This is a genomic window from Aeromonas sp. ANP5 (assembly GCF_963870295.1).
In the GTDB taxonomy this organism is placed as follows: domain Bacteria; phylum Pseudomonadota; class Gammaproteobacteria; order Enterobacterales; family Aeromonadaceae; genus Aeromonas; species Aeromonas veronii.
Genome location: NZ_CAWMRY010000018.1, coordinates 31850 through 55436, shown reverse-complemented (window position 1 = coordinate 55436; position 23587 = coordinate 31850). Strand labels below are relative to the sequence as shown.

Here is a 23587-nt window from a genome sequence, read left to right as displayed (position 1 = left end):
GCATGGCCGCGCCATATTCTGACTGTGACGGGGTTAACGAAAGCGGAATCAAAGGAGCGTCGATTTCAGGATGCGCAGGGAGGATAGGGCGGGGAAAAGCGAAACGGCACAGCAGAGGGAGAGGGGAGCACAAGGGCGCTCCCCACGGGATGGGGCGGGATTCAGTCGTCCTCGTCATCCTTCACTTCGCGGATCTTGTCCTTGTAGTTGGGCAACTGCTTCTCCAGCCGTTTCATGTCTTTGATGGCATTGAGAAACAGCCCGAGCAGGAACAGCAGCGGCAACCCTATCCACAGCCAGAGATTCATGGGATTTTCCTTTCGTCAGGACAGGTGGTGACATAACGGGCCAAAATTTCATCAAGGTTGGCCAATATGGTCGACTTGCCTTCAATATCCGCCTGTTGCAGACAAAGCGCCAGTGCCGCGGGATCGAGCCGCTGCTCATCGGACTCCAGCGAGAAGCTGATATGCCAGGGCTCGTAGGCGACCCCGCTCTCTGCCCCGACCGGCTTGGCATAAGGGAGGAAGAAGCCGAAGTCGCTCATATGATCGCTGAGCCACTCGCTGAGATCTGCAAACCAGCCCCCGGCTTCATACTCCCAGGGCTCCAGTGCCAGTTTGGTGTCGGCAGGCAAACAGTCCGGGTCGTAGATATCGAGATCGGTCCCCCAGTGGTGACGGCTGGTGCCGGGCAGAGCGCTCCAGCGTAAAATGGCGTGCAGCCGCTCTGTCTCGCAGAGTTGCAGGGCATCGATGGGCTGGCTGTTGGCATCGAGCAGCGGTCGTTCGCCGCGCCACTTGCCATTCCAGATGGCGAGCTGGCGCTCGAAGCTGCGCCAGCTGGAGGCTGCCTGCAGGTTGAACCCCTCATAGGCGGCAGTCACCTGCATGTCGTTGAAGGCCGCGGCGGTGGCGGCAGTCAGACGATGGGGGCCGCGCCCCACCAGAATAAGGTGGCTCTCGTCGAGCCCCAGCAGTTGTTCCTGCGTCATGCCAGCAATCTCTCGAGCACCCCTTGGTACATGTCCGCCAGCAGATCCAGATCGTCCGCCTTCACGCACTCGTTCACCTTGTGAATGGTGGCGTTGACGGGACCGAGCTCAATCACCTCGGCGCCGGTGGGGGCGATAAAGCGCCCATCGGAGGTGCCGCCGGTGGTGAGCAGGGCCGGTCGCTGACCGTTCACCGCCTCGATGGCCGCCACAGCCGCATCGAGCAGCGCGCCTGTGTCGGTGAGGAACGGCTGGCCGGAGAGGGTCCAGCTCAGCTGATAATCGAGGCCGTGTTTATCCAGCAGCGCTTCGACCCGCTCACGGATATCCATGTCGGTCAGTTCGGTGCTGAAGCGGAAGTTGAACTGCACCTGCAGCTCGCCCGGAATGACGTTGGAGGCGCCGGTGCCGGCCGAGATATTGGCGATCTGGAAGCTGGTGGGGGGGAAGTAGGCGTTGCCCTCATCCCACACGGTGGCGGCGAGTTCCGCCAGCGCTGGCGCGGCTTTGTGAATGGGGTTGTCCGCCAGATGGGGATAGGCGACATGGCCCTGCACCCCGCGCACCAGCAGATCGCCGGTGATGGAGCCGCGGCGGCCGTTCTTCACCACATCTCCGACCACGGCGGTGGAGGAGGGCTCGCCGACGATGCACCAGCGGATCTTCTCGTTACGGGCCTCCAGGGTGTCGATCACCCGGGTGGTGCCATTGATAAAGGGCCCCTCCTCATCGGAGGTGATGAGAAAAGCGATGGACCCGGTGTGATCCGGATGCTCGGCCACGAAGCGCTCGACCGCCACCACCATGGAAGCCAGCGAGCCCTTCATGTCGGCGGCGCCGCGCCCGTAGAGCACACCATCCTTGATGGTCGGCTCGAACGGCGGGGTGTGCCATTTGTCCAGCGGCCCGGCGGGCACCACGTCGGTGTGGCCGGCGAAGCAGAACAGCGGCCCCTCGCTGCCACGGCGGGCCCAGAGGTTGGTGGTGTCCTCAAACACCATGGGCTCGATAACGAACCCGATCCTGGCGAGGCGCTCCGCCATCAGGGTCTGACACCCTTCATCGAGGGGGGTAACGGAGGGGCGGCGGATCAGATCCTTGGCCAGTGCGATGACATCCGACATCAGTTGTCCTTAGTTGTCCTTAACGGGAGAAGAGGGATTGGTAGTGATCGGCCTTGAAACCCAGAGTCAGTTCGCCGTCACGGTCGAGCAGCGGGCGCTTGATCATGGCCGGATGTTCCAGCAGCAGGGCGCGCGCCTTGGTGGTATCGAGCCCCTGTTTGGCCTCATCCGGCAGGGCGCGGAAGGTGGTGCCACGGCTGTTGAGCAGGGCTTCCCAGCCGAGTTTTGCCAGCCAGCTGTCCAGATCGTCCGGGTTCAGGCCGTCGGCGCGGTGGTCGTGAAAGCGGTAGTCGATACCGGCCTCATCCAGCCACTTGCGGGTTTTCTTGATGGTGTCGCAGTTCTTGATGCCATAGAGGGTGATGGCCATGGGGAGTCCTTCTCTTGTGGGCGCTGGCCGTGGGCCGTGTCCCGAAAATCCGAATCAACAGAGTGCAAGGGCCCGATTCTGGCATTGTGGCAATCCCATGGCAACGCCGATGGTCCGGCTCGCGGGTTTTACCGGAACTGGTCACACCTGAACGGCGATTTTGAGATCAAGATCAGAAGCGGTGCGGCTGGCGTGCCCGATGGGGCGGTTATTGCGGGAGAAGAGCCGCGTTTGCAGGAGAAAAAGAGAAAGGGCAAACGCCAGATAGCTAAAACGCGCCAGCGGGCGCGTTTTGGTCGGCATCATCAAGCACCTCAATCAGTGCAGGGTGGTCCACTCATGGTCAAAGACCCGGGCCCGTTCCCAGGGTGCATCAGGCAGGCTGGAAGAGAGGCCAGTGTATTTGCCCACGTCGTCCACCACGATGGCGGAGAGGATCGGCAGGTTGTTTTCGGTGCAGTACATGCGGATGCGTTGCAGCAGGGTGCGCAGTTCATCCTGGCACTGCTCCAGCCCGGCCTGTTTGGCCAGTTTGGAGTAACGAATGGTAGTGCGTTCCTTTGCAGACTCGACGAGGATGTCCCACAGCTTGTAGTCGCAGGTCGAAGCACCTGCGGTGGCTTGGCTTGTCATAACTCTCTCCGGCGCGAAATGGTCGCTATATGTCGAAGCGCATCTTCGCCAGTTCGGCGCCGTCATATGTTGATCCAACGCAAAAAAGAGGGGAGTCGCGTCACACAATTCCCGGATATGGGGTGATAAAGGTTTTCCGGCAGTTGAAATAACGAAAAATTGTTACATGGCCGACATATTATGCTAATGAATCACGGTGACGGCACCTTTATTGATAGGGATCAAAGGCAAACAGTGGTCAGATCACTAGATTTCGCTCTTCGATAAATTTATCAGGAGTGAATATTGGAACTTTTATTCGTCTTGCTCGTTCTGGTGGCCGTGGTCTACGGCATCATCAAGGATTACAACCCGCAGGCGGTACTGGCGCTGGCGGGCATGGCCATTTTTGCGGTGGCCTACTGGCTGGGGCTGCATCCCATTCTCCCCGCTGACAAGAGCACCGGCTTCGCCCTGTTCGACCTGTTCGAAGTGTTCAAGGGGATCTTCTCCTACCGCGCGGCGGGCCTCGGCCTCACCATCATGGCGGTGGCGGGTTTTGCCACTTACATGTCCCATATCGGGGCCTCCCAGGCGCTGGTGCGAGTGGCGGTCAAACCGGTGGCAGGCATCCAGTCCAGCTACCTGATGCTCTCCATCTGCTATCTGGTGGCGGTATTCGTCTCCCTGTTCGTCACCTCCGCCACCGGCCTTGGCCTGCTGTTGATGGTCACCATGTATCCGGTGATGCGCAACCTCGGCATCAGCCCGGCCTCCGCCTGTGGTGTCATCGCCACCTCCCAGGCGTTTGAAATTGGCCCGACCCAGACCAACGCCATCTTCTCCGCCGGTCAATCCGGCATGGATCCGACCAGCTATTTCGTCGACTACCAGATCTGGCTGGTGGCCCCCATGCTGCTGGTGACCATGGTGCTGCACTTCTTCTGGCAGCGTCACTGCGATCGCAAGGATGGCTGGGATCCTGCGCTCCATCGCGGCGATCACGCCGAGCTGGACGAGCAGGGCACCGAGAGCGTGCAGGCGCCTACCTGGTATGCCCTGCTGCCGATCATCCCCTTCGTGCTGATGATGACCTTCTCCAAGCTGCTGGTGAGCGACATCAAGATGAGCGTGGAGGTAGCCATGCTGCTGTCGGTCTTTATCGGCATGCTGTGCGAGCTGCTGCGTAGCCGCTCGGTGCGTACCGCGTTTGCCGGGCTGTCGAGCTTCCTCGACGGCATGGGCAAGGTGTTTGGCCCCGTGGTGGCGCTCATCGTCTGTGCCGAGCTGTTTGCCGAATCCCTCAAGGCCATCGGCGCCATCGATACCCTGCTGCACTCTGCCAGCAATGCCGGTATCGGCAGCGGTCTGATGACCCTGGTGATGGTGGCGCTGATCATGGTGGCGGCGGTCATCATGGGCTCCGGAAATGCGGCGTTCCTCAGCTTCTCGACCCTGGCACCGGCGGTGGCGGCCAAGTTTGGCGTACCTGCGGTGACCATGCTGCTGCCGATGCAACTCGCCTCCAGTATCGGCCGCACCGTCTCTCCCATCGCGGCTGTGCTGATCGCCTGTGCGGGGATTGCCAAGGTATCGCCCTTTACCGTGGTCAAACGCACCAGCGTGCCGATGGCGGGGGCGCTGGTGACGGCGCTGACCCTCAACTATCTGCTGTTTATGTAGTGATGTGGGTTATGTAGTGGTGTTTGGAACTTACCGGTCGGGCGGGTGGCATGGCTGCCCGCCTTTTTCTCACTGTGTCGCATTGTTGCAATAGACGATCGGCCATCAACGCTGATTGTTGCATGGAGAAGATAATGACAGTTGTAAAGAGCCCGTTTTCCCTCGATAGCTATCTGGCCGATCTGGCTCCGCTCATCAACCTCGATTGCGGTACTCGCACCCCGGCCGGGGTGACGAAAGTGGCCGACATCATGACCGAGAAATATGAGGCCATCGGCTGGCAGGTGACCCGCCACCAGTTTGCTGCCGAGTGCGGCCCCTGCCTCGAGATCACCAATGCGCCGGGTGCCGATCACTACGACGTGATGCTGTGCGGCCACATGGATACCGTCTTCCCCGAGGGGACGGCGGCCAAGCGCCCGCTGAAAATCGAAGGCAATCAAGCCTTTGGCCCCGGTGTGTCGGACATGAAGAGCGGCCTGCTCTCTATCTGGTATGCCCTGAAAGAGATGGATCCGGCATTGCTTGCCAAGCTCAAGGTGCTGGTCTGCTACAACTGCGACGAAGAGATTGGCTCCCCCTGGTCGAAAGATTGGCTGGTGGAGAAGGCCAAACAGAGCGGCTGCGTGCTGGTGGCCGAGGCGGCGCGTCCCAATGGGGAGCTCATCAGCGCCCGCAAGGGCAATGCCAAGTACCGCATCACCTTCCACGGCAAGGCGTCCCACGCCGGTTCGGCCCTCACCGAAGGGATCTCCGCCATCACCGAGCTGGCGCATTGGGTACTGGCCATCAACGAGCAGGTCAACATGACCACGGGCACCACCATGAACGTCGGCGTGGTACAGGGTGGCACCGGCGTTAACGTGGTGCCGGACTTTGCCGAGGCGATCGTGGATTTGCGCTTCTGGAGCAACGAAGAGGCCGCTGCGGTGCACGACCGGCTCACCTTTATGGCCAACAACCCCTTCCTCGCCGGTTGTCGGGTCGAGGTGGATCGCCAGACCTTCAAGCCGGCGATGCGACCGAGCGGTGACACCGAGGCGCTGATGGCGCTGGTGGAGGCGGCAGCCAAAGAGGAAGGTATCCCCTTCAACTGGCTGGAGGCCGGTGGCGGCTCGGATGCCAACTTCACCGCCGCCGCGGGGGTGCCGTCCCTCGATGGTTTCGGCCCCATGGGGGGCGGTTTCCACTCGGAGGCGGAATTCCTGCTGCTGGAGAGCATCGAGCCGCGCATCCGCCTGCTGCAGCGGGTGCTGGGCAAGCTGGTGAAATAAGCCGGTTTATCCCTTGTTCGGGTCGTCATGGCCCGCTCAAAACTGGTCCGCTCAAATCCAAACGGGAGGCTGTTGCCTCCCGTTTTTTTATCTCGATTTTTCGCGCGCAGAGTGAGCGGGCCAGATGGCCTGAGGCCGTTACCCCTGTGGCTCGGTCAGATAGGCCAGATGATCCTGCCGCGCCACCTGCCAGCCATCGAGGTGCAGCGGGGCGGCAAAGCCCGGGCCGTCGGTCACCATGGTGTGGTACTCCCCCTGCTCGCCACAGGCATCGAAGCCTTCGCGCTCGGCCAGTTGTTGTAACTCGGCGAGGGTGGCGGCATCGAGGGTGCGCCCGGCCCATTCCGGCGCCAGCACCCGGGTATCGATGCAGGAGAGGTGGGCGACGATGCCGCGGGCCAGCATATCCGCCAGCAAGGCTTGACGAGATTGCTGCCAGAGCGGGGTATGGACGGTGAGACCCGGCGGGCGGCAGCGTTCGCGGATCCAGTTAGGCGCACCGCCCACGCTGTCGATATCGCCGGTGACTACGCCATCGAGTTGCCACTCCTCCTTGAGCTTGGCCAGTGCCCGCTCATAACCGAGATCGAACGGCGCTTCTATGGTGACCAGCAGATGGGGCAGCTCAAGGGCTTCCGCCTGACGGCGCACCAGCGGCAAGGGGTGAGCGAGAAATCGGGGCTCTGGCGGCGCAAAGGTGGCCAGTGCCACCACCTGATGGCCCGCTTGACGAGCATGACAGAGGGCCAGCATGGCATCTTTGCCACCGCTCCAGAGCAGGATGACGCGAGACATGGATGAGATTCCGGTGGTGAACGAGGGGGCATGCTACCCAGCGGCGGGGGCAGAGGTAAAGGCATAGTGTCCGGAAATGGCGGCGGGGAAATGGTTGGGGTCACAGAGCGGGAAAAAAGCAGGCCCCCGAAGCGGGGGCCTGTATTGCAATAGCGTGGTAAACGCGACTGCGATTAGAGCAGGATGCTGGTGAGGATAAAGCCCAGCGAGCAGGAGGTCACCACCCCGATCAGCCCCGGAATGATGAAGCTGTGGTTGATGATGAACTTGCCGATGCGGGTGGTGCCGGAGCGGTCGAAACCGATACAGGCCAGATCGCTCGGGTAGGTCGGCAGCACGAAGTAGCCGTAGCTCGCCGGCAGGAAGGCGATCAGCAGCTTGGGTTCGACACCCAGCGCCAGACCCATGGGGGCGATGGCGGTGAGGGCGGCGGCCTGGCTGTTTACCAGCTTGGAGATAAGGAACAGCACCAGGGCGTAGGTCCAGGGCTGGGCCTGTACCACATGGGCCAGAGTCTCTTTGAGTAGCGGCATGTGAGCCTGGAAGAAGGTTTCACTCATCCATGCCACCCCGAATACGGAGAAGATGGCGACCATGCCTGCCTTGAAGACGGCACCGTTGGCGATCTCGCCCGGCTTGACCTTGCAACGCATCAGGATGATGGCACCGGCGATCAGCATCATCATCTGGATCACCAGGTTCATGGAGAGCGGGCCGGTCTTGTCCTTGATGGTGAACACCGGACGCAGACCTTCGTTGGCACCGAGCAATACCACGGCAGCGATGGCGGCGAAGAAGATCCAGGTAGACCAGTAGGCCTCTTTCGGGAACTTGGTGTTGAGCAGGGTTTCACCACCACCGTAGATGAAGGCACGCTGCTCCGGGTCTTTGATCTTGGCCTGGAACTCTTCGTCCTTGTCCAGATCCTTGCCGCGACGCAGGCTCCACAGGGCTGCCACGATGACACCGGTCAGGGAGGAGGGGATGGCGATCATCAGGATGTCGAGCAGGCCGTAAGCCTGACCGATACCGTGACCGGCCGCCAGAATGGAAACCATGGAGACCACGGCAACGGAGACCGGGGAGGCGCAGATGGCCATCTGGGAGGCAACGGAGGCCACCGCCATCGGGCGCTCGGGGCGGATGTTCTTTTGCAGCGCGATGTCAGCGATGATGGGGAACATGGTGTAGACCACGTGGCCGGTACCGCACAGGAAGGTGAGGGTCCAGGTCGTGAGCGGCGCCAGGATAGTGATGTATTGCGGGTGACGGCGCAGCAGACGCTCGGCCACTTGCATCATCAGGTTGAGGCCACCGGCAGTCTGCAGGGTGGCGGCACAGCCGATCACAGCCAGAATGGTCAGCATTACCTGAACAGGAGGTTCGCCCGGCACCAGGCCGAAGACGAAGGTCAGCAGGAAGAGACCGATACCACTGATGAGACCGAGTCCCATGCCCCCAAAGCGGGTACCCAGCAGCAAGCAGCCGAGTACCACTAAAAATTCCATCAAGATCATTCCGTTACCTCGTGTGATTCAACCCATATTGCCGCGGGTAGCCTGAACCATGAATTGTCATTGTCTGTTTTATTTAGCCCAAAAGGGTTAGTTGCTATTCTGCTCCCCTGAAAAAGTGAAAAAATTGAGTTACTTCAATAACTCGATGAATTTTTGATTAAACCACTTAAAAACCACGTACTAACAAAAACATCATTTTTGTCACCAAGTGGTATCACTCGGGGCCAAGCCATCGGGTGGTCATGGTGGCAGCACGGAGCTGCAACGGGGCTGCAGGGGAGGGGCATAAAAAGGGCTCGATTGCGGCAGAAGAGGGTGAAAAAACCAGCGCTCAGGCTATTTTTGCCAGCAAGGGCTGACTTCGGCGGGTTGGCTCACTTGGCCGCAGGTGCTTGCTGCAGATAGCGGCGCTGATAATCCTCGCTCAGCTTGGCAATATCCAATCTGGCAATGGCCTTCGCCACCCGTTGCTGCAACGCCTGCTGATCGGGGCGAAACATGATGTGCAGGCTCTTGTGTTCGAGGATCTTCGGGTGAAATTGCAATCCGGCGCTGCTCAGCTTGCGATCATGGTTGATGAGCCAGTGAAAGACATCCCGGTCGATCACCGCCAGATCGAGCCGGTCGCGCTGCAATTTGCGCAGGTTGAGCAGGTCCGCATCGACGGCGGCAGTGTTGAGGCGCTTGCTGGCCATCAGGGCATCGAATTCACGGGTGTTGACGTACCCCTCCACCACGCCGATCCGGTAGGGGGCGAGATCCGTGAGCTGCTGCCAGGGGATGGGGGGGCCTGAGCGCTGCGCCATGCCCAGTACGCTGTCGCCCACGCTGGGGGAGCTGCGCCACAGGGTGGGCAGGGTGTCGGAGAGGTACTCGGGAAAATAGCCGCTATAAGGCTGGGTCGGGTCGGCTGCCAGCCGCACCGCCCGCTGCCACGGATAGAAGTCGAACGTCACCTCCAGTCCCGCCTCGGCAAAGGCACGTTTGACGATATGACCGGTAAGGCCGCCATCGGGCAGGCTCTGGCTGGTGTAGGGGGGCCACTCCAGGGTGGTCAGACGAACGGGCTCGGCCCACAGTTGAACAGGCATGCAGGACAGCAGTAGCGAGAGCAGCAGGCGATATCCCATAGGCGACGAGTTCCTTGTGCCGGTTGATCCTGAGTATCACCCATAACGGTGACAATAAAAAAGCCGACCCGCAGGTCGGCTTTTGCAATGCAGTGACAAGATGCCGCTGGTCAGAACTCGGCGGTACGTGGAGTTCGCGGGAACGGGATCACGTCGCGGACGTTGCCCATGCCGGTCACGTAGACCACCAGACGCTCGAAGCCCAGACCGAAGCCGGAGTGCGGCACGGTACCGAAGCGACGCAGGTCGCGGTACCACCAGTAATCTTCCTTGTTCAGGCCCATCTCGGCCAGACGGGCATCCAGCACGTCCAGACGCTCTTCACGCTGGGAACCACCGATGATCTCGCCGATGCCCGGTGCCAGTACGTCCATCGCGGCAACGGTCTTGCCGTCGTCGTTGAGGCGCATGTAGAAGGCCTTGATATCTTTCGGGTAGTTCTTCACCACCACCGGAGACTTGAAGTGCTCCTCGGCCAGATAGCGCTCGTGCTCGGAGGAGAGATCGATACCCCAGGAGACCGGGAACTCGAACTTCTTGCCGCAGTTTTGCAGCACTTCGATGGCGTCGGTGTAGTCGATCTGGGCGAAGTCGGAGGAGACGAAACGCTCCAGACGGCCGATGGCATCCTTGTCCACGTGCTGGGCGAAGAACTCCAGATCGTCACGACGCTCGGTCAGTACGGCGTTGAAGACATACTTCAGCATGGCTTCGGCCAGTGCGGCGTTATCTTCCAGATCGTTGAAGGCCACTTCCGGCTCAACCATCCAGAACTCGGCCAGGTGGCGGCTGGTGTTGGAGTTTTCAGCGCGGAAGGTCGGGCCGAAGGTGTAGACCTTGGAGAGGGCGCAGGCATAGGTTTCGGCGTTCAGCTGGCCGGATACGGTCAGGAAAGCCTCTTTGCCGAAGAAATCTTCGTTGTAGTCCACCTTGCCGGCGTCGGTGCGCGGCAGGTTTTCCATGTCCAGAGTGGAGACGCGGAACATCTCGCCGGCACCTTCGGTGTCAGAAGCGGTGATGAGCGGGGTCGCAACCCAGAGGAAACCCTCTTCGTGGAAGAAGCGGTGGATGGCTTGCGCCAGGCAGTGACGAACGCGGGTCACGGCGCCAACGATGTTGGTGCGCGGGCGCAGGTGGGCCTGTTCACGCAGGTATTCGATGCTGTGGCGCTTGGCGGCCATCGGGTAGGTGTCCGGATCTTCGACCCAGCCGACTACCTTCACCTCGGTCGCCTGCAGTTCGAAAGCCTGGCCGCTGCCCTGAGAGGCGGCAACCACGCCGGTCACTTCCACGGAGCAGGCAGTGGTCAGACGCAGCACTTCATTCTCGTAATTGGCCAGGGTATTGGGGACAACTGCCTGTACCGGATGGAAACAGGAGCCATCAGAAATGGCCAAAAATGAGATCCCCGCCTTGGAATCACGGCGAGTCCGGATCCACCCTTTGACAGTTTGGGTGGTGCCGACCGGATACTTACCGGCCAGCACATCTACTACGGATGCGTGCGTCATCGAAATATTGTCTCCAGCTTGTTCTTGCAGCGCTATTTGCAACACTAGGGAGTCTGGCCCGGGCACAGATGGCCCACCATGGCAGACTAAGCCGTCAATCTTACCCGCGCGGGTTTGATAAACAAGCAAAAATGTCGGACTCTGGTGGGGTTTTCGGCATGGTTCACTCAACAAGAGTGTCACGGGCGCAGGAGAGGTGGGTGAAAGATCGGCGGCATGGGCCAGATTGGCTGACACGGGTGTTGCAGGGGCTGGTGATGCTCTGCTGGGGCGGCTTTATCGTGCTGCTCTCCCTTTACCACTATGCCCGGCCCGAAATTGCCTACGGTTTTCTGGTCTATGGCGGGATCGAGGTGCGCGATTATTGGGACCCGGCCCTTACCCCCTGGTTGGTCTACGGGCTCTGGAGCTGTTGCGCCCTGACGCTGGCGGTGTTGCTGCTGGAGCGCAAGCGCAGCCGCCGTCAGGATGACTCCCGGCATGTCAATCTGGCCATCCTGCTATTGGTGCTGATCGCCAGCTTGCTCTTCTACTACGTCGGTTAAGCGTTCGTCTTAGCGGGGCTGATCCGGCTCCTGCTTGCTGGCCTTGGTGCGCTTGCCGAGCTGTCGCTCCACGCTGTCGAGCATCTGGTTGTAGGCCACCGCCACCCGGCCAATCTCGTCGCCGTCATCCCCCTCCAGCCGGTGGCCGAAGTCGTGCAGGTCGGTGACCTCTTCCATGGAGCGGGTCAACTGGTTGAGAGGGCGCACGATCCAGGTGCGGATGACCCAGAGGGTCAGCAGCAGTCCCATCCCGAAGATGCCGGTGAGGATCAGCGCCGAGGTGAGAATATTCTGCTCGACCCGGGTAAACAGCGAATCGAGGGAGTAGTCAAAGCGCACGGCCCCTAACACAGTGTTCTCCGGCACCAGATGACAGCTGGTGCAGTCGGTGCCGCGAAAATCCTTCTTGGCCAGTAGCGGTCGGGTCACCACCAGACGGCTGTGCATGCCGTTGTGCACCACTTCCAGACTCCCTTTGCCCGCCAGAGCCAGCTCATCAAACTCATCTTTTACCTGTTCTGTCTCCCGTCCCGGCCCGAACTGTTTGCTCACCGCGTCGCCACGGACGATGCGGGCATCCTCCACATGGGCATGGTCGAGAAATTTGCCGCGCAGGGTATCGCGGGCATCCATCTTGCCGGTCAGCATCAGCATGTTGAGGCCGTCGAAATAGGCTTCGGTCTGCTCGCGGCTCTGCTCCTTGATGAGGGTCAGGATGAGATCGCGCTCGCGCACCGCCTGATAGGCTGCGGAGAAGACCAGTACCATGGAGAAGATGAAGAGCAGGAAAAAGTTGATTTTGGCAGCAATGGAGAGGCGCATGAGCAGTCTTTCTTGATGGTAAAACCGCAGCAGTTTACCCCTCTTGAGGCCTCAGGTCTGGTGTTTTGCTCACATTACGGCAAGTGAAACTGCACTGAAGTGGATAAAGTTGCCCTCTTTATATATCAAATGCCGGTAGTCAAACGGGCGGCTGCGATGGCCGCCCGCTGCATGCATTAAAACTCGCCTTCGGTGATGGCCTGACGGATGGCGCCGGTCAATACCCGCAACTCTTCAGGGGTAATGACGAAGGGGGGCATCAGATAGACCAGCTTGCCAAAGGGGCGGATCCAGGCGCCCAGTTCGACAAACTTGCGCTGGATGCGCGCTACATCCACCCGCTCTTTCATCTCCACCACCCCGATGGCACCGAGCACCCGCACATCCGTGACCGCCGGGTGCAGGGTCAGCTCTACCAGCTCGGTACGCAGCTGATGCTCGATGGCGCGCACCCGCTCCTGCCACGGTGAGGCCAGCAGCAGATCGATGGAGGCGTTGGCCACTGCGCAGGCGAGCGGGTTGCCCATAAAGGTGGGGCCGTGCATAAAGACGCCCGCCTTGCCGTCACAGATGGTGCGGGCGACATGCTCGGTGGTCAGGGTCGCCGAGAGGGTGAGGTAGCCGCCGGTAAGCGCCTTGCCCAGACACATGATGTCGGGGCTGATCCCCGCCCAGTCGCAAGCAAACAGCTGGCCGGTGCGGCCAAAGCCGGTGGCAATCTCGTCGGCAATCAGCAGCACGCCGAATTCGTCGCACAGGGCGCGCACCCACTGCAGGTAACGGGGGTGATAGAAGCGCATGCCGCCAGCGCCCTGCACTATGGGCTCAAGCACGATGGCGGCGATCTCCTCGTGATGATCGGCCATGAGTGTCGCCAGCTCCACCACGCACTGCTCGTCCCACTCGGCGTGGAAGCGGCAGCTGGGCGCGTCGACAAAATGGTGCTCCGGCAGGAATCCCTTGTAGAGCTCATGCATGCCGCCATCGGGATCGCAGACGCTCATGGCGCCAAAGGTGTCGCCGTGATAGCCGCTGCGCAGGGCGACAAATTTGGCTCTGGGCGTCCCCTTGGCATGCCAGTACTGCTGGGCCATCTTGAGCGCCACTTCCACTGCCACCGAGCCGGAATCGGCCAGAAATACCCGATCAAGCCCCTTCGGAGTGATCTCCACCAGCTTGCGGCAGAGCTCGACCGCCGGGGCGTGGGTGAGGCCGCCAAACATCACGTGGGACATCTTGCCGAGCTGGGCGGTGGCGGCGGCGTCCAACTCCGGCACCTGATAGCCGTGCACGCAAGCCCACCAGGAGCTCATGCCATCCACCAGTTTGCGGCCATCGCTGAGGGTGAGGGTGACCCCTTTGGCACTGGCCACTTCATAGCAGGGCAGGGGGTGAGTGAGTGAGGTATAGGGGTGCCAGATGTGGTGCAGGTCGAATTCTTGGTTGGTCATTTGTTGTTCTATTGTCAATTGGTTTGATCTGGTCGGTGTTGACAGTCTACGCGTGCTCTCTACACTAGCCAACAATTTCAGCCACTTGGCACTGCGCATCACCCTGAGCGCGCAGGCCCGGCGGCGGGTTCTGTGGCCGTCCATCCCAAGATGGCGGGCGCAGGATCCCACTAATAACAACCGGAAGCCATGTATGAATGCTCTCACCGCGGGCGGTCACGCCCTTCGTCATGACTGGACCCTAGCCGAGGTTCAGGCCCTGTTTGCCCTGCCATTCAACGATCTGCTGTTTCAAGCCCAGACCGTCCACCGCGCCCACTTTGACCCGAATGAAGTGCAGGTGAGCACCTTGCTCTCCATCAAGACCGGCGCCTGCCCGGAAGATTGCAAATACTGCCCCCAGAGCGCCCGTTACCACACCGGTCTAGAGGCCGAGCGGCTGATGGAGGTGGAGAAGGTGCTGGAGCGGGCCCGCGAAGCCAAGGCCAATGGCTCGTCCCGTTTCTGCATGGGGGCCGCCTGGCGCAACCCCAAAGAAAAAGACATGCCCTACATCATCCGGATGATTGAGGAGGTGCGCGGGCTGGGGATGGAGACCTGCATGACGCTAGGGATGCTCACCGCCGATCAGGCGGCCCGTCTTGGCGCTGCGGGGCTCGATTACTACAACCACAACCTCGACACCTCGCCGGAGTTTTACGGCGAGATCATCTCCACCCGCACCTATCAGGATCGGCTCGATACCCTGGAGCATGTACGCAGCGCCGGCATGAAGGTGTGCTCCGGTGGTATCGTCGGCATGGGCGAGCAGGCGAAAGATCGGGCGGGCCTCTTGATGGCGCTCGCCAACCTGCCGCGGCACCCGGAGAGTGTGCCCATCAACATGCTGGTCAAGGTGAAGGGAACGCCGCTGGAGGATCAGGAGAACCTCGATCCGTTCGAATTTATCCGCACCATCGCCGTGGCACGGATCATGATGCCCGCCTCCCATGTGCGCCTCTCAGCCGGGCGGGAGAAGATGAATGAGCAGATGCAGGCCATGTGTTTTATGGCCGGGGCCAACTCCATTTTCTATGGCTGCAAGTTGCTGACCACCCCCAACCCGGACGAAAACAGCGATATGCAGCTGTTCAAGCGACTCGGCATTCGTCCCGCCCAGCGGGCCCAGAAGCCGGATCAGGTTCAAGAAGAGGAGCTGCTGGCCGAGGTGAGCCGCCAGAGCGAGCCCACCGAGATGTTTTATGACGCCACCCGCCCCCGTGCCGGGGCTGCGCGGTCATGACTGGCCCTGCAGTAACGGGCCCCTTTGGGTTGGGCACGGCGCTGGCCGAGCGCGAGCAGGCGGGTCTGCTGCGCAACCGCATCGCGACCGACGGGGCGAGTGGCGGGCGGCTCAGGGTTGCAGGGCGCGAATACCTCAATTTTTCCGCCAACGACTATCTGGGGCTGGCAGATCACGGTGCCATCAAGGCCGCCTTCAACGCGGGGATTGAACGCTATGGCGCGGGCTCCGGCGCCTCGCCGCTGGTGACTGGTTACAGCCGTGCCCACCAACAGCTTGAGGAGACCCTGGCCGAGTGGCTCGGGGTGGAGGCGGTGCTGCTGTTCAACTGCGGCTTTTCTGCCAATCAGGCGGTGCTCAAAGCGCTGCTCGGCAAGGAACATCTGCTGTGGCAGGACAAACTCAACCACGCCTCTTTGCAGGAGATGGGCAGCCAGCTCCCTTGCAAGATGAAGCGTTTTGCCCACAACGATATGGCGGCTCTTGAACGGCAGCTTGAGCCAAATCGCGGGCTCATCGTCTCGGAGGGGGTGTTCAGCATGGATGGGGATCAGGCCCCCTGGGGTGAACTCGCGGCATTGGCAGCCCGGAGCGGCAACTGGCTGATGATCGACGATGCCCACGGCCTCGGCGTGCAGGGGCCCGAGGGGCGCGGCACTCTGGCGGCGCAAGGGGTTCCTCCTGCCAGCGTACACATCCAGATGGGCACTTTTGGCAAGGCGCTCGGGGTTGCCGGTGCCTTTGTCGGCGGCAGCCGCGAGCTGGTGGAGTATCTGGTCAACTTCGCCCGCCACTATGTCTACAGCACCCATATGCCCGCAGCCCAGGCTTGCGCGGTCAGCAAGAGTATCGAGCTGGTGCGTGCCGCCGATGATGCTCGTGCTCATCTTGGTCAGCTGGTCGCCCGCTTTCGGCAGGGGGCCGATGCGCTCGGCTGGACGCTGGGTGCAAGCGAGACCCCGATCCAGCCGCTGCTGGTGGGGGAAAGCAGTGTTGCCCTGCAACTGTCCGAACGGCTGCGGGAGCGCGGCGTCTGGGTGAGCGCCATCCGCCCGCCCACTGTGCCAGTCGGTACGGCCCGGCTGCGCATTACCCTGAGCGCGGCTCACCGCGAGCAGGATGTGGATCGCTTGCTCGATGCCTTGGGGGTCTGCCCTGCAGTTACAACGCTTGGGGAGGCTCACCATGACTGAGCGTTTTCAAACGGTCGACAAGGCGCAGCTTGCTCGCCGTTTCGGCGCCGCCGCTCGTCATTACGATGCCCATGCCCGCTTTCAACAGGAGGTGGGTCAGGCGCTGCTGGAATGGATGCCAGACAGGCTGGTTGGCACTGATCTGACGGTGAGCGGGCTGGATCTGGGCTGCGGTACCGGCTTTTTCTTGCCCCAACTGGCGAACTGTTGTCACCAGCTGGTGGGGTTGGATCTCGCCCCCGGCATGCTGGCGCAGGCCGCCTTGCGTGACAGCGGTGCTCGCCTGCTCTGCGGCGATGCGGAGCAGCTTCCTTTCGCCGATAACGCGTTCGACTGGATTTTCTCCAGTCTGGCGCTGCAGTGGTGCGAGCGTCCGGCCCAGGCTTTCGGCGAGCTGCTGCGGGTGGTCAAACCGGGCGGCCAGATCTTTTTCTCGACCCTGCTCGATGAGTCGCTCTGGCAGTTGCGAGCCGCCTGGCAGCAGCTTGATGGTCGCGCCCATGTCAATCGCTTCCTCAGCCTGCCACAATTGGAGCAGGCGCTGGCTAGCGCTGGGGTATCTGCTCCCGAGCTGCGTTGTATCACCTGGGATCTCGCCTATCTTGAATTGCCGCAGTTGTTGCGCGATCTCAAGGGGATTGGGGCCAATCAGATCAATGACAATCAGGGGAGTGCCGCCCCGGCCGGTCTGAGCGGTCGCGCCAGATTGCAGCAGCTGGCTCAGGCGTATGAGGCGTTTCGCCAGCCCGATGGCAGGCTGGTCGCCAGTTATCGGGTGTGCCTCGGCCGTCTCAGCAAGCCTCGCTGAGCGCCGGGAATCGCAGTGTGTGCAGGGCAGTGTGCCACTCCCTGCCAAGGAGAGAACCGTATGAAATCATTCTTTATCACCGGCACCGATACCGATGTGGGCAAGACGCTGGTGGCGCGCACCCTGCTGCGCGAATTCAGCGCACAGGGAATCAAGTGCGCGGGTTACAAGCCGGTCTCGGCCGGATGTGCCCGCACCCCGGACGGGCTGCGCAACCTGGATGCCGTTCTGTTGCAGGAGGCGGCGAGTCTGCCGCTGCCCTATGAGGTGGTCAATCCGTTCGCCTATGAGCCGCCGATTGCGCCCCACATAGCCGCCAGCGAGGCGCGCCAGCCTATCACCATGCAGGGGTTGAGCGAGGGGCTGCGCAAGATTGAGCAGGCAGGGGCCGAACTGGCGGTAGTGGAAGGGGCAGGGGGCTGGTATCTGCCGCTCGATCGCAAGCATCTGCTGTCGGACTGGGTCAAGCAGGAGAACATGGCGGTGATCATGGTAGTGGGGGCCAAGCTGGGTTGCCTCAATCATGCGCTGCTCACCTTTGCCGCCATTCGCAATGATCAGCTGCCGGTGGCGGGGTGGGTAATTAATCGGCTCCATGGTTCCATGAGCCATTATCAGGAAAATTTGGACACCCTGAGGGGCTTGCTACCAGCTCCCTTCCTCGGCGAAATTCCGTTTATAAACAATCCGCTTGAAGCCGATTTGCAGGGGCGCCTCGATATCTCGCCGCTACTTTGACGGCATATTCAGCGAACATTCATCGAATCTCCCTAGAATGTCGACATTAACATGATCAGGTGGGGATCCCGAGTGATCCCCGGTCATGTCCCTTATCTTCACAAGGAGCCTATATGAAGCGAATTATGCTATTCCTGGTGACCAACCTGGCCGTCATGCTGGTGCTGGGGGTGGTACTCAATATCCTGTTCTCGGTTCTGGGGATCAACAAGTCCAGCATTTCCGGGCTGTTGATGTTCTGTGCCGTGTTCGGTTTTGGGGGTTCCTTTATCTCCTTGCTGATGTCCAAGTGGATGGCCAAGCGCAGCTATGGCGTCCAGGTCATCGAGCAACCCCGTAACGAGACCGAGCACTGGCTGGTGAGCACTGTGGCCCGTCAGGCCCGCGAAGCGGGTATCAAGATGCCGGAAGTGGGGATCTACGACTCCCCCGAGATGAACGCCTTTGCGACCGGTGCCCGCCGCGATGATTCGCTGGTGGCGGTCTCCTCCGGCCTGCTCTACAGCATGAGCCGTGACGAGGCGGAAGCGGTACTGGCCCACGAGGTGAGCCACGTGGCCAACGGCGACATGGTGACCCTGACCCTGATCCAGGGTGTAGTGAACACCTTCGTGATGTTCTTCGCCCGTATCGTGGCTGGCGTGATCAGCAACTTCTTCAGCTCCAACAACGAGGAAGAGAGCAGCAGTACCGGCGGTTTTGCCTACATGATCACCGTGTTCGTGCTGGAGATGCTGTTCGGCATTCTGGCCTCCATCATCGTCATGTGGTTCAGCCGTCAGCGTGAGTTCCGTGCCGATGCCGGTGCCGCCAAGCTGGCTGGTCGCGACAAGATGATTGCCGCCCTTGAGCGCCTCTCCCGCGGTGCCGAGCCGCAGCTGGAAGGCTCCATGATGGCCTTTGGCATCAACGGCAAGCGCTCCATGAGCGAGCTGTTCATGAGCCACCCGCCCATCGAGCAGCGCATCGCCGCCCTGCGTGGTTGATAGATGCTGGATGACAGGGGATAACCCCGAATAATAAAACGGCTGCCTTCGGGCAGCCGTTTTGCTTTGCAGCATTTTTAAAGTTTGAAGTGCCCCATCTCCTGGCGCAGCACCCGTGACAGCTGCTTGAGCTTGGCCGCTTCTTGGGACACATGGCGGGCGGCATCCCCCGATTGCTCGGAGAGGGAGGTGATGTTGCCGACGGTAGAGACCACCTCGTTGGCGGCGGTGGACTGCTCGCGCAGGGTGTGGCTGATTTCCCCCATCAGGCCGGTGAGGTTGGAGGCGTGGCTCTGGATGCTGGCGATCGCCTCGCCGGTCTGGTTGGCCAACGTGACCCCGCGAGAGACGTTGTTGACCGTGTTTTCCATGCTGCGGATGGAGGCATCGGCCCCGCTCTGGATCTTGCTGATCATCCCGGTGATCTGCTGGGTTGAGGCCGCCGAGCGGCTGGCCAGATTGCGCACCTCGTCGGCCACCACCGCAAAGCCGCGACCCTGTTCACCGGCCCGCGCCGCCTCGATGGCCGCGTTGAGGGCCAGCAGGTTGGTCTGATCGGCGATGCCGCGGATAACCCCGATGATCTCCGAAATCTGCTGGGTATGGCCGTTGAGCTCGGAGATGGTGCTGGCCGCATCCCCCACAGTGGTGGAGATATTCTCGATGCTGCCAAGCGTCTCTTTAATGACCCCCGAACCCTCCTCCAGGGTATTGGCGGAGACCTTGCTCAGCTCATCGGCATGGGTGGCGTTGTCGGAGAGGTGGCTGATGCTCACTACCAGCTCCTCGATGGCGGCGGCCATGGTTTGGGTGCTGGTTTGCTGATCGGTGGCAAACTGGGCGGTCTGCTCGGCGATCTGGGCGATGCTGTCGGCAGAGTGGGACAACTCCTCGGTGGAGTGGGAGACCTTGGCGATGATCCCCTTGAGGGTGGTCTGCATACCGCCGAGCAGGCCGATCAGGCTCTCTTTCGATCCTGGCGGCACCTTGATGGGGCGCGAGAAGTCCCCTTCCGCCATCATATGGAGATCGGTCTTGAGCTGCTCGACCGAGGTGCCCACCAGATCGAGCAGGGAGCGATAGGTGCGCCAGAGGAAGAACATCAACACCAGACCGAGGGCGATAAAGAGATAGCGCAGCATATCGGTATTGGCGATGGCGCTCTCGACTGCCTCATGGTTGCGCTGCTCCATCATCACGTAGAAGTCATCGATGGGGGACATGATGCGCCCCTTGTTCTGGTGATAGGCCTTGTCATGCATCATGGCGATGGCTTTTTGCTGGTTGGCAACCGGATCGCCATCGGTCTGCTGCACCAGCTTGAAGGCGGCGACCTCGGTGTTGACCAGCGCATCCGAGTTGTTTTTGGCCTCGTTCAGTTTGGCGAGCTCACCGTCGGTGAAACCGGCATCCTTCATCAGGTCGATCAGGCCACGGCGAACATTGCTGTCGGGGCGGGGATTCTGGCCGTTGGCGGCGACAAAGTCCCAGTAGATACGGTTGTAGCCATCCGGTCTCGGCTGTTCGCCGTTGCGAATGGCCAGGATCCGCATGTACTGCTGCTCGTAGGCTGGATCCTTGGTGATGACATAGGTGCGCCCGAGTCGGGTCAGATCATCGGAGGATTGGCGCAGTTCGTCGGCCAGCAGGTAGGAGACATATTGTTGTCGATAACTCTCTTCCAGTTGTTTACCCGCCCAGCTGTAGGCGAAAAACACCAGTGACAGCAGGATCAGGGTGATGACGGATAGCAGCAGGTTGAGCTGAAAGGCGGGCTTGTTCTGTTCCATGGTATGGGCGTCCTTTCCCTATGGCTGAGTGTCGTATGGAGCATCGCCAAGTCAATGGCTGGCAAGGCTTTTTGCTCTGAGAGTATAGGAAGGGAAACTCACTGATGAAGGCCGTGGGGACAAATTAAGGGCGGATCAGGTGAACAAGTGTGGATAAAGATGACCGGGGTCAATTCCCCGGTCATCTGGGGTGGCGTGAGTTAATGCGGCCCGATCACCCGATCATAGGATTTCAAGGTCGGTGAGCGGCACGGCGCAGCAGGCAAGGATCTTGCCCTCTGCCCGCTCGGCGGCGGTGATGGCGGGGGCGTCGGGGTGATCCACCTCGCCCGAGACCAGCGTCTGTTTGCAACTGCCGCAGATGCCGGCGCGGCAGCTCCAGGGCAGCTCTACACCTTGCTTGTTGGCCTGATCCAGCACAGTGCCCTGATTGTTGCCGGTAAAGGCTTGGGCGCCGATACGCAGTTGCACCGCCTGATGGGGGCGAGCCACCGAGAGAATCGCGCCGCCAAAACTCTCCTGTTTGATCCGTGCGGCCGGTACGCCGAGGGCCGCAACTTTGGCGGCAGCATCGGCCATAAAGCCGTGGGGGCCGCAGATAAAGACCTCTTTTTCGGCCAGCCCTTTGATCAGTTGCAGATGCTCATCATTGAGTCGCCCTTGCAGCCCCTGCCAGTGATTGTCCGGCTGGCTCAGGATCAGGGTGAGGGTCATCCCCTGCTGCGCCATGGCGTGCAGTTCGCTGGCGGCGGGAATGTCCGCTTCGCTGCGGCACAGGTGCATAAAGTGAACCTCTTCCAGCTCCCCGCGCAGGGTCAGGGTGCGGGCTATCGCCAGCATGGGGGTGACGCCGGAGCCTGCGGAGAGCAACAGGAGGTTGCGCTCGGACCCTAAGTGAAACTCGCCAGCGGGGTTGGCGGCCAGCAGCCGATCACCCACCTGCAACTGCTGGTGCAGCCAGTGGGAGATGCGGCCACCCTCCACCTTTTTGACGCTGATGCTGTAACGCTCCGGGTGATCCGGCGTAGAGCTCAGGGTATAGCGCCGCTGGATCCGCTCGTTTTTGATATCGAGGCTGATGGGCAGATGCTGGCCCGGCAGGTAGTCGGGCAGGGGCTCGCCATCGGCGGCTTCGAACCAGAAGGTCTCCAGATCCCGCGCCAGCGGTTCGCGGGCCACGCAGACCAGCTCCCGCTTCTTCGGTGCGGCGTTGGGGTAGACAGGTGGTCGCGTCGTCTCCAGCACCTCGATCTCGCTGCCCGCCTCAATCCACCCTTCGTTCAGCGCCACCAGATTCTGGCCGCAGTAGACCTCGCCATCCTCGCCACTGCGGTAGCGGGTGAGGGTCGCCAGCGGTTCTTTCAGGGCGTTGAAACGATCGGTGCCCGCTTCCACCGTGGTCATGATGCAGCGGCTGCAGGGTTTGACCACTTTAAATTCCACTTCGCCGATGCGGATGCGCACCCAGCTGTCCTCCTCGAAGGGCTGGGTGTTGCTTGCCACCAGATTGGTGCGGAACTGGCTCATCTGGTGCAGGGCATCGGAGCGTAGATTGAGATCCTCAAGGGAGGCTTGGCTTATCAGCAGCAGCGGATAACCGTCTGCAAAGCTGACCCGGGTGCCGGTCTTTTCACGAAAGCGATCCGAGGTTTCACCCAACCAGAGCAGCTGCACCGTTTCCCCTGCCACCCGGCTCAGCCACCCATCGGCTTTGGGGTCGGTGTGCAGGGCGGTGAAACGGTCGCTCCAGACTCCGGTAGCTTGCGGGGTGCGGCTGAAGTCGGTCTCTTGCAGGGTGAGGGGTTCAAAGCCCGGATAGCGCAGTTGCAAGCCCCCTTCGATGGGGGTGGCCACGACCTGTTGCAGCTGGGGATGGGTACGGGCGGTGATAAAAGTGCCGTCCGGTTTGACCACCATGTAGCGGCGATCCCCTGCCAGTCCCTCTTCGGTCACCCGGGCGCGAGCCAGCGGCATACCTGCAGTCGATTTGATGGGGTAGAGGTGAATGCTGTCTAGCCTGGGCATCTTCATATCCTTGTGACGCGGCGCGATCGCCTGGAAAAAGGGGAACATAACGGTTCCCCGACGATCCGGCAATCCTTTCAAGGGGGCGGTCTATAGTTGGGAAAACAGAACAAGAGGGCATCGGGATGAAAATAAGCTGGTTGCTGGCGGGGAGCCTTTTTTGCCACGGGCTCTGGGCGCAGGAGCTGACCCTGACCACGGGAGAGTATCCCCCTTACTGCTCCGAGACGCTGAAATATCAGGGGCTTATCCCTCATGTGGTGAGCGAGGCGTTCAAGAGTGAAGGGGTGAGCGTCAAGTTCCAGTTTCTTCCCTGGAAGCGGGCCTTTCGCTTGTCGGAGGAGGGAGTGGTGGATGGCACAGTCCACTGGTATGAGTCGAGCGAGCGGCGCAAAACCCATCTCTACAGCGATCCCATCCTGAGCGAGACCTACGTCTGGTTCTATCTCAAGTCCGATCCGCTGGAATGGCGCGGCTATCAGGATCTGGCGGATCGCAAGTTGGCTGCGGTCAGTGGCTATACCTACAATGCAGATTTTTTTGCAGCCATCGCGCAGGTGCCGCTGCAGGTGCAGTTCGTCACCCGGCTGCGCCAGAGCTTTGATCTGCTGCTCTCCGGCCGCGCCGACCTGACCCTGGAGAACATAGATGTTGGCTACTACTCCCTGCGTCAGTTCTACCCGGCCAGCACGGTCGATCTCTTTGCAACCCATTCAAAACCCGTGATGAAAGTTGAAGGTCACCTGTTGATCAGCCGCAAGCGTGCCAACGCTGACGAGCTGATCAAAACCTTCAATCGGGGGCTTGCCAAACTGAAAGCCAGCGGTCAGCTGGAGAAGATGTTACTTGAGTCACGTTCTGGTCTCTATGGACCATAAAGTGCAACATTTTTTGATCCTGATTCGCTAATCAGTACAAAAAAGCGGCCATTATCGAC

General features: G+C 61.0%; 23 protein-coding genes. 9 read left to right on the top strand and 14 right to left on the bottom strand.

Going from position 1 to position 23587, the window contains the following annotated elements; translation table 11 throughout:
- Positions 1 to 161: 161 nt before the first annotated feature.
- The 6 genes from AACT07_RS11860 to AACT07_RS11835 all read right to left on the bottom strand — a co-directional run bounded on the left by AACT07_RS11860 (position 162) and on the right by AACT07_RS11835 (position 3121).
- A complete protein-coding gene (locus tag AACT07_RS11860; RefSeq protein WP_005337933.1) occupies positions 162 to 308 on the bottom strand; it encodes a hypothetical protein in 147 nt (48 codons plus the stop codon).
- Positions 305 to 994, bottom strand: coding sequence for a M15 family metallopeptidase (locus AACT07_RS11855; protein WP_069527894.1), 690 nt, complete (start codon positions 992 to 994; stop codon positions 305 to 307). Before AACT07_RS11855 ends, AACT07_RS11860 begins: the two co-directional genes overlap by 4 nt.
- On the bottom strand, positions 991 to 2118 hold the full coding sequence (gene dapE / locus AACT07_RS11850) for a succinyl-diaminopimelate desuccinylase (protein WP_069527893.1): 1128 nt from the start codon (positions 2116 to 2118) through the stop codon (positions 991 to 993). Before dapE ends, AACT07_RS11855 begins: the two co-directional genes overlap by 4 nt.
- 19 nt (positions 2119 to 2137) lie before the next feature.
- A complete protein-coding gene (locus AACT07_RS11845) occupies positions 2138 to 2488 on the bottom strand; it encodes an ArsC family reductase (RefSeq protein ID WP_069527891.1) in 351 nt (116 codons plus the stop codon).
- Positions 2489 to 2629: 141 nt separating this feature from the next.
- Positions 2630 to 2794, bottom strand: coding sequence for a hypothetical protein (locus tag AACT07_RS11840; protein WP_162519703.1), 165 nt, complete (start codon positions 2792 to 2794; stop codon positions 2630 to 2632).
- A gap of 12 nt (positions 2795 to 2806) precedes the next feature.
- The gene (locus AACT07_RS11835) at positions 2807 to 3121 is read right to left on the bottom strand and encodes a hypothetical protein (RefSeq protein ID WP_005337929.1); all 315 of its coding nucleotides are present in this window, start codon (positions 3119 to 3121) and stop codon (positions 2807 to 2809) included.
- Between the two features lie 285 nt (positions 3122 to 3406).
- Here AACT07_RS11835 and dcuC point away from each other — a divergent pair, with 285 nt between their 5' ends.
- Together dcuC and AACT07_RS11825 are read left to right on the top strand one after the other, a co-directional pair.
- Complete coding sequence (dcuC, locus tag AACT07_RS11830) at positions 3407 to 4783, top strand: C4-dicarboxylate transporter DcuC (protein WP_005350454.1); 1377 nt, start codon at positions 3407 to 3409, stop codon at positions 4781 to 4783.
- 134 nt (positions 4784 to 4917) lie between these two features.
- The gene (locus AACT07_RS11825) at positions 4918 to 6057 is read left to right on the top strand and encodes a M20 family metallopeptidase (RefSeq protein WP_069527889.1); all 1140 of its coding nucleotides are present in this window, start codon (positions 4918 to 4920) and stop codon (positions 6055 to 6057) included.
- A 138-nt stretch (positions 6058 to 6195) separates the two neighbouring features.
- On the opposite strand, the gene AACT07_RS11820 is transcribed toward AACT07_RS11825, so the two are convergent.
- The 4 genes from AACT07_RS11820 to asnS form a co-directional block, all read right to left on the bottom strand.
- Entirely contained in the window at positions 6196 to 6852 is a 657-nt protein-coding gene (locus AACT07_RS11820; protein ID WP_069527887.1) for a hypothetical protein, read from the bottom strand.
- 173 nt (positions 6853 to 7025) lie between these two features.
- The gene (locus AACT07_RS11815; RefSeq protein WP_005337916.1) at positions 7026 to 8369 is read right to left on the bottom strand and encodes an anaerobic C4-dicarboxylate transporter; all 1344 of its coding nucleotides are present in this window, start codon (positions 8367 to 8369) and stop codon (positions 7026 to 7028) included.
- A 374-nt stretch (positions 8370 to 8743) separates the two neighbouring features.
- On the bottom strand, positions 8744 to 9499 hold the full coding sequence (locus AACT07_RS11810; RefSeq protein WP_069527886.1) for a substrate-binding periplasmic protein: 756 nt from the start codon (positions 9497 to 9499) through the stop codon (positions 8744 to 8746).
- Positions 9500 to 9609: 110 nt separating this feature from the next.
- Complete coding sequence (asnS, locus tag AACT07_RS11805; RefSeq protein ID WP_005337914.1) at positions 9610 to 11010, bottom strand: asparagine--tRNA ligase; 1401 nt, start codon at positions 11008 to 11010, stop codon at positions 9610 to 9612.
- 200 nt (positions 11011 to 11210) lie between these two features.
- Between asnS and AACT07_RS11800 the strand changes: the two genes are divergently transcribed.
- Complete coding sequence (locus AACT07_RS11800) at positions 11211 to 11555, top strand: hypothetical protein (protein ID WP_005359354.1); 345 nt, start codon at positions 11211 to 11213, stop codon at positions 11553 to 11555.
- A 9-nt stretch (positions 11556 to 11564) separates the two neighbouring features.
- On the opposite strand, the gene AACT07_RS11795 is transcribed toward AACT07_RS11800, so the two are convergent.
- Both AACT07_RS11795 and bioA read right to left on the bottom strand, forming a co-directional pair.
- Positions 11565 to 12377 (bottom strand): HAMP domain-containing protein, encoded by an 813-nt coding sequence (locus AACT07_RS11795; protein WP_069527884.1) that lies wholly within the window; start codon positions 12375 to 12377, stop codon positions 11565 to 11567.
- A gap of 176 nt (positions 12378 to 12553) precedes the next feature.
- A complete protein-coding gene (gene bioA / locus AACT07_RS11790) occupies positions 12554 to 13828 on the bottom strand; it encodes an adenosylmethionine--8-amino-7-oxononanoate transaminase (protein ID WP_069527883.1) in 1275 nt (424 codons plus the stop codon).
- A 193-nt stretch (positions 13829 to 14021) separates the two neighbouring features.
- Here bioA and bioB point away from each other — a divergent pair, with 193 nt between their 5' ends.
- The 5 genes from bioB (at position 14022) to htpX (ending at position 18835) form a co-directional block, all read left to right on the top strand.
- The gene (gene bioB, locus AACT07_RS11785) at positions 14022 to 15110 is read left to right on the top strand and encodes a biotin synthase BioB (protein ID WP_069527881.1); all 1089 of its coding nucleotides are present in this window, start codon (positions 14022 to 14024) and stop codon (positions 15108 to 15110) included.
- Positions 15107 to 16303: an 8-amino-7-oxononanoate synthase gene (bioF, locus tag AACT07_RS11780; RefSeq protein WP_069527880.1), complete on the top strand. Its 1197-nt coding sequence runs from the start codon at positions 15107 to 15109 to the stop codon at positions 16301 to 16303. The genes bioB and bioF overlap by 4 nt, the downstream gene beginning before the upstream one ends.
- Complete coding sequence (bioC, locus tag AACT07_RS11775; protein WP_069527878.1) at positions 16296 to 17111, top strand: malonyl-ACP O-methyltransferase BioC; 816 nt, start codon at positions 16296 to 16298, stop codon at positions 17109 to 17111. The genes bioF and bioC overlap by 8 nt, the downstream gene beginning before the upstream one ends.
- A gap of 60 nt (positions 17112 to 17171) precedes the next feature.
- Positions 17172 to 17849, top strand: coding sequence for a dethiobiotin synthase (gene bioD / locus AACT07_RS11770; RefSeq protein ID WP_005337893.1), 678 nt, complete (start codon positions 17172 to 17174; stop codon positions 17847 to 17849).
- A 113-nt stretch (positions 17850 to 17962) separates the two neighbouring features.
- Positions 17963 to 18835, top strand: a complete 873-nt coding sequence (gene htpX, locus AACT07_RS11765) for a protease HtpX (protein ID WP_069527876.1) — start codon at positions 17963 to 17965, stop codon at positions 18833 to 18835.
- A gap of 77 nt (positions 18836 to 18912) precedes the next feature.
- On the opposite strand, the gene AACT07_RS11760 is transcribed toward htpX, so the two are convergent.
- Positions 18913 to 20625 (bottom strand): methyl-accepting chemotaxis protein, encoded by a 1713-nt coding sequence (locus AACT07_RS11760; RefSeq protein WP_069527875.1) that lies wholly within the window; start codon positions 20623 to 20625, stop codon positions 18913 to 18915.
- 222 nt (positions 20626 to 20847) lie between these two features.
- On the bottom strand, positions 20848 to 22698 hold the full coding sequence (locus AACT07_RS11755; RefSeq protein WP_171902770.1) for an MOSC N-terminal beta barrel domain-containing protein: 1851 nt from the start codon (positions 22696 to 22698) through the stop codon (positions 20848 to 20850).
- Between the two features lie 77 nt (positions 22699 to 22775).
- On the opposite strand from AACT07_RS11755, the gene AACT07_RS11750 reads away from it, so the two are divergent.
- The gene (locus AACT07_RS11750; RefSeq protein ID WP_069527873.1) at positions 22776 to 23528 is read left to right on the top strand and encodes a substrate-binding periplasmic protein; all 753 of its coding nucleotides are present in this window, start codon (positions 22776 to 22778) and stop codon (positions 23526 to 23528) included.
- Positions 23529 to 23587: the final 59 nt, after the last annotated feature.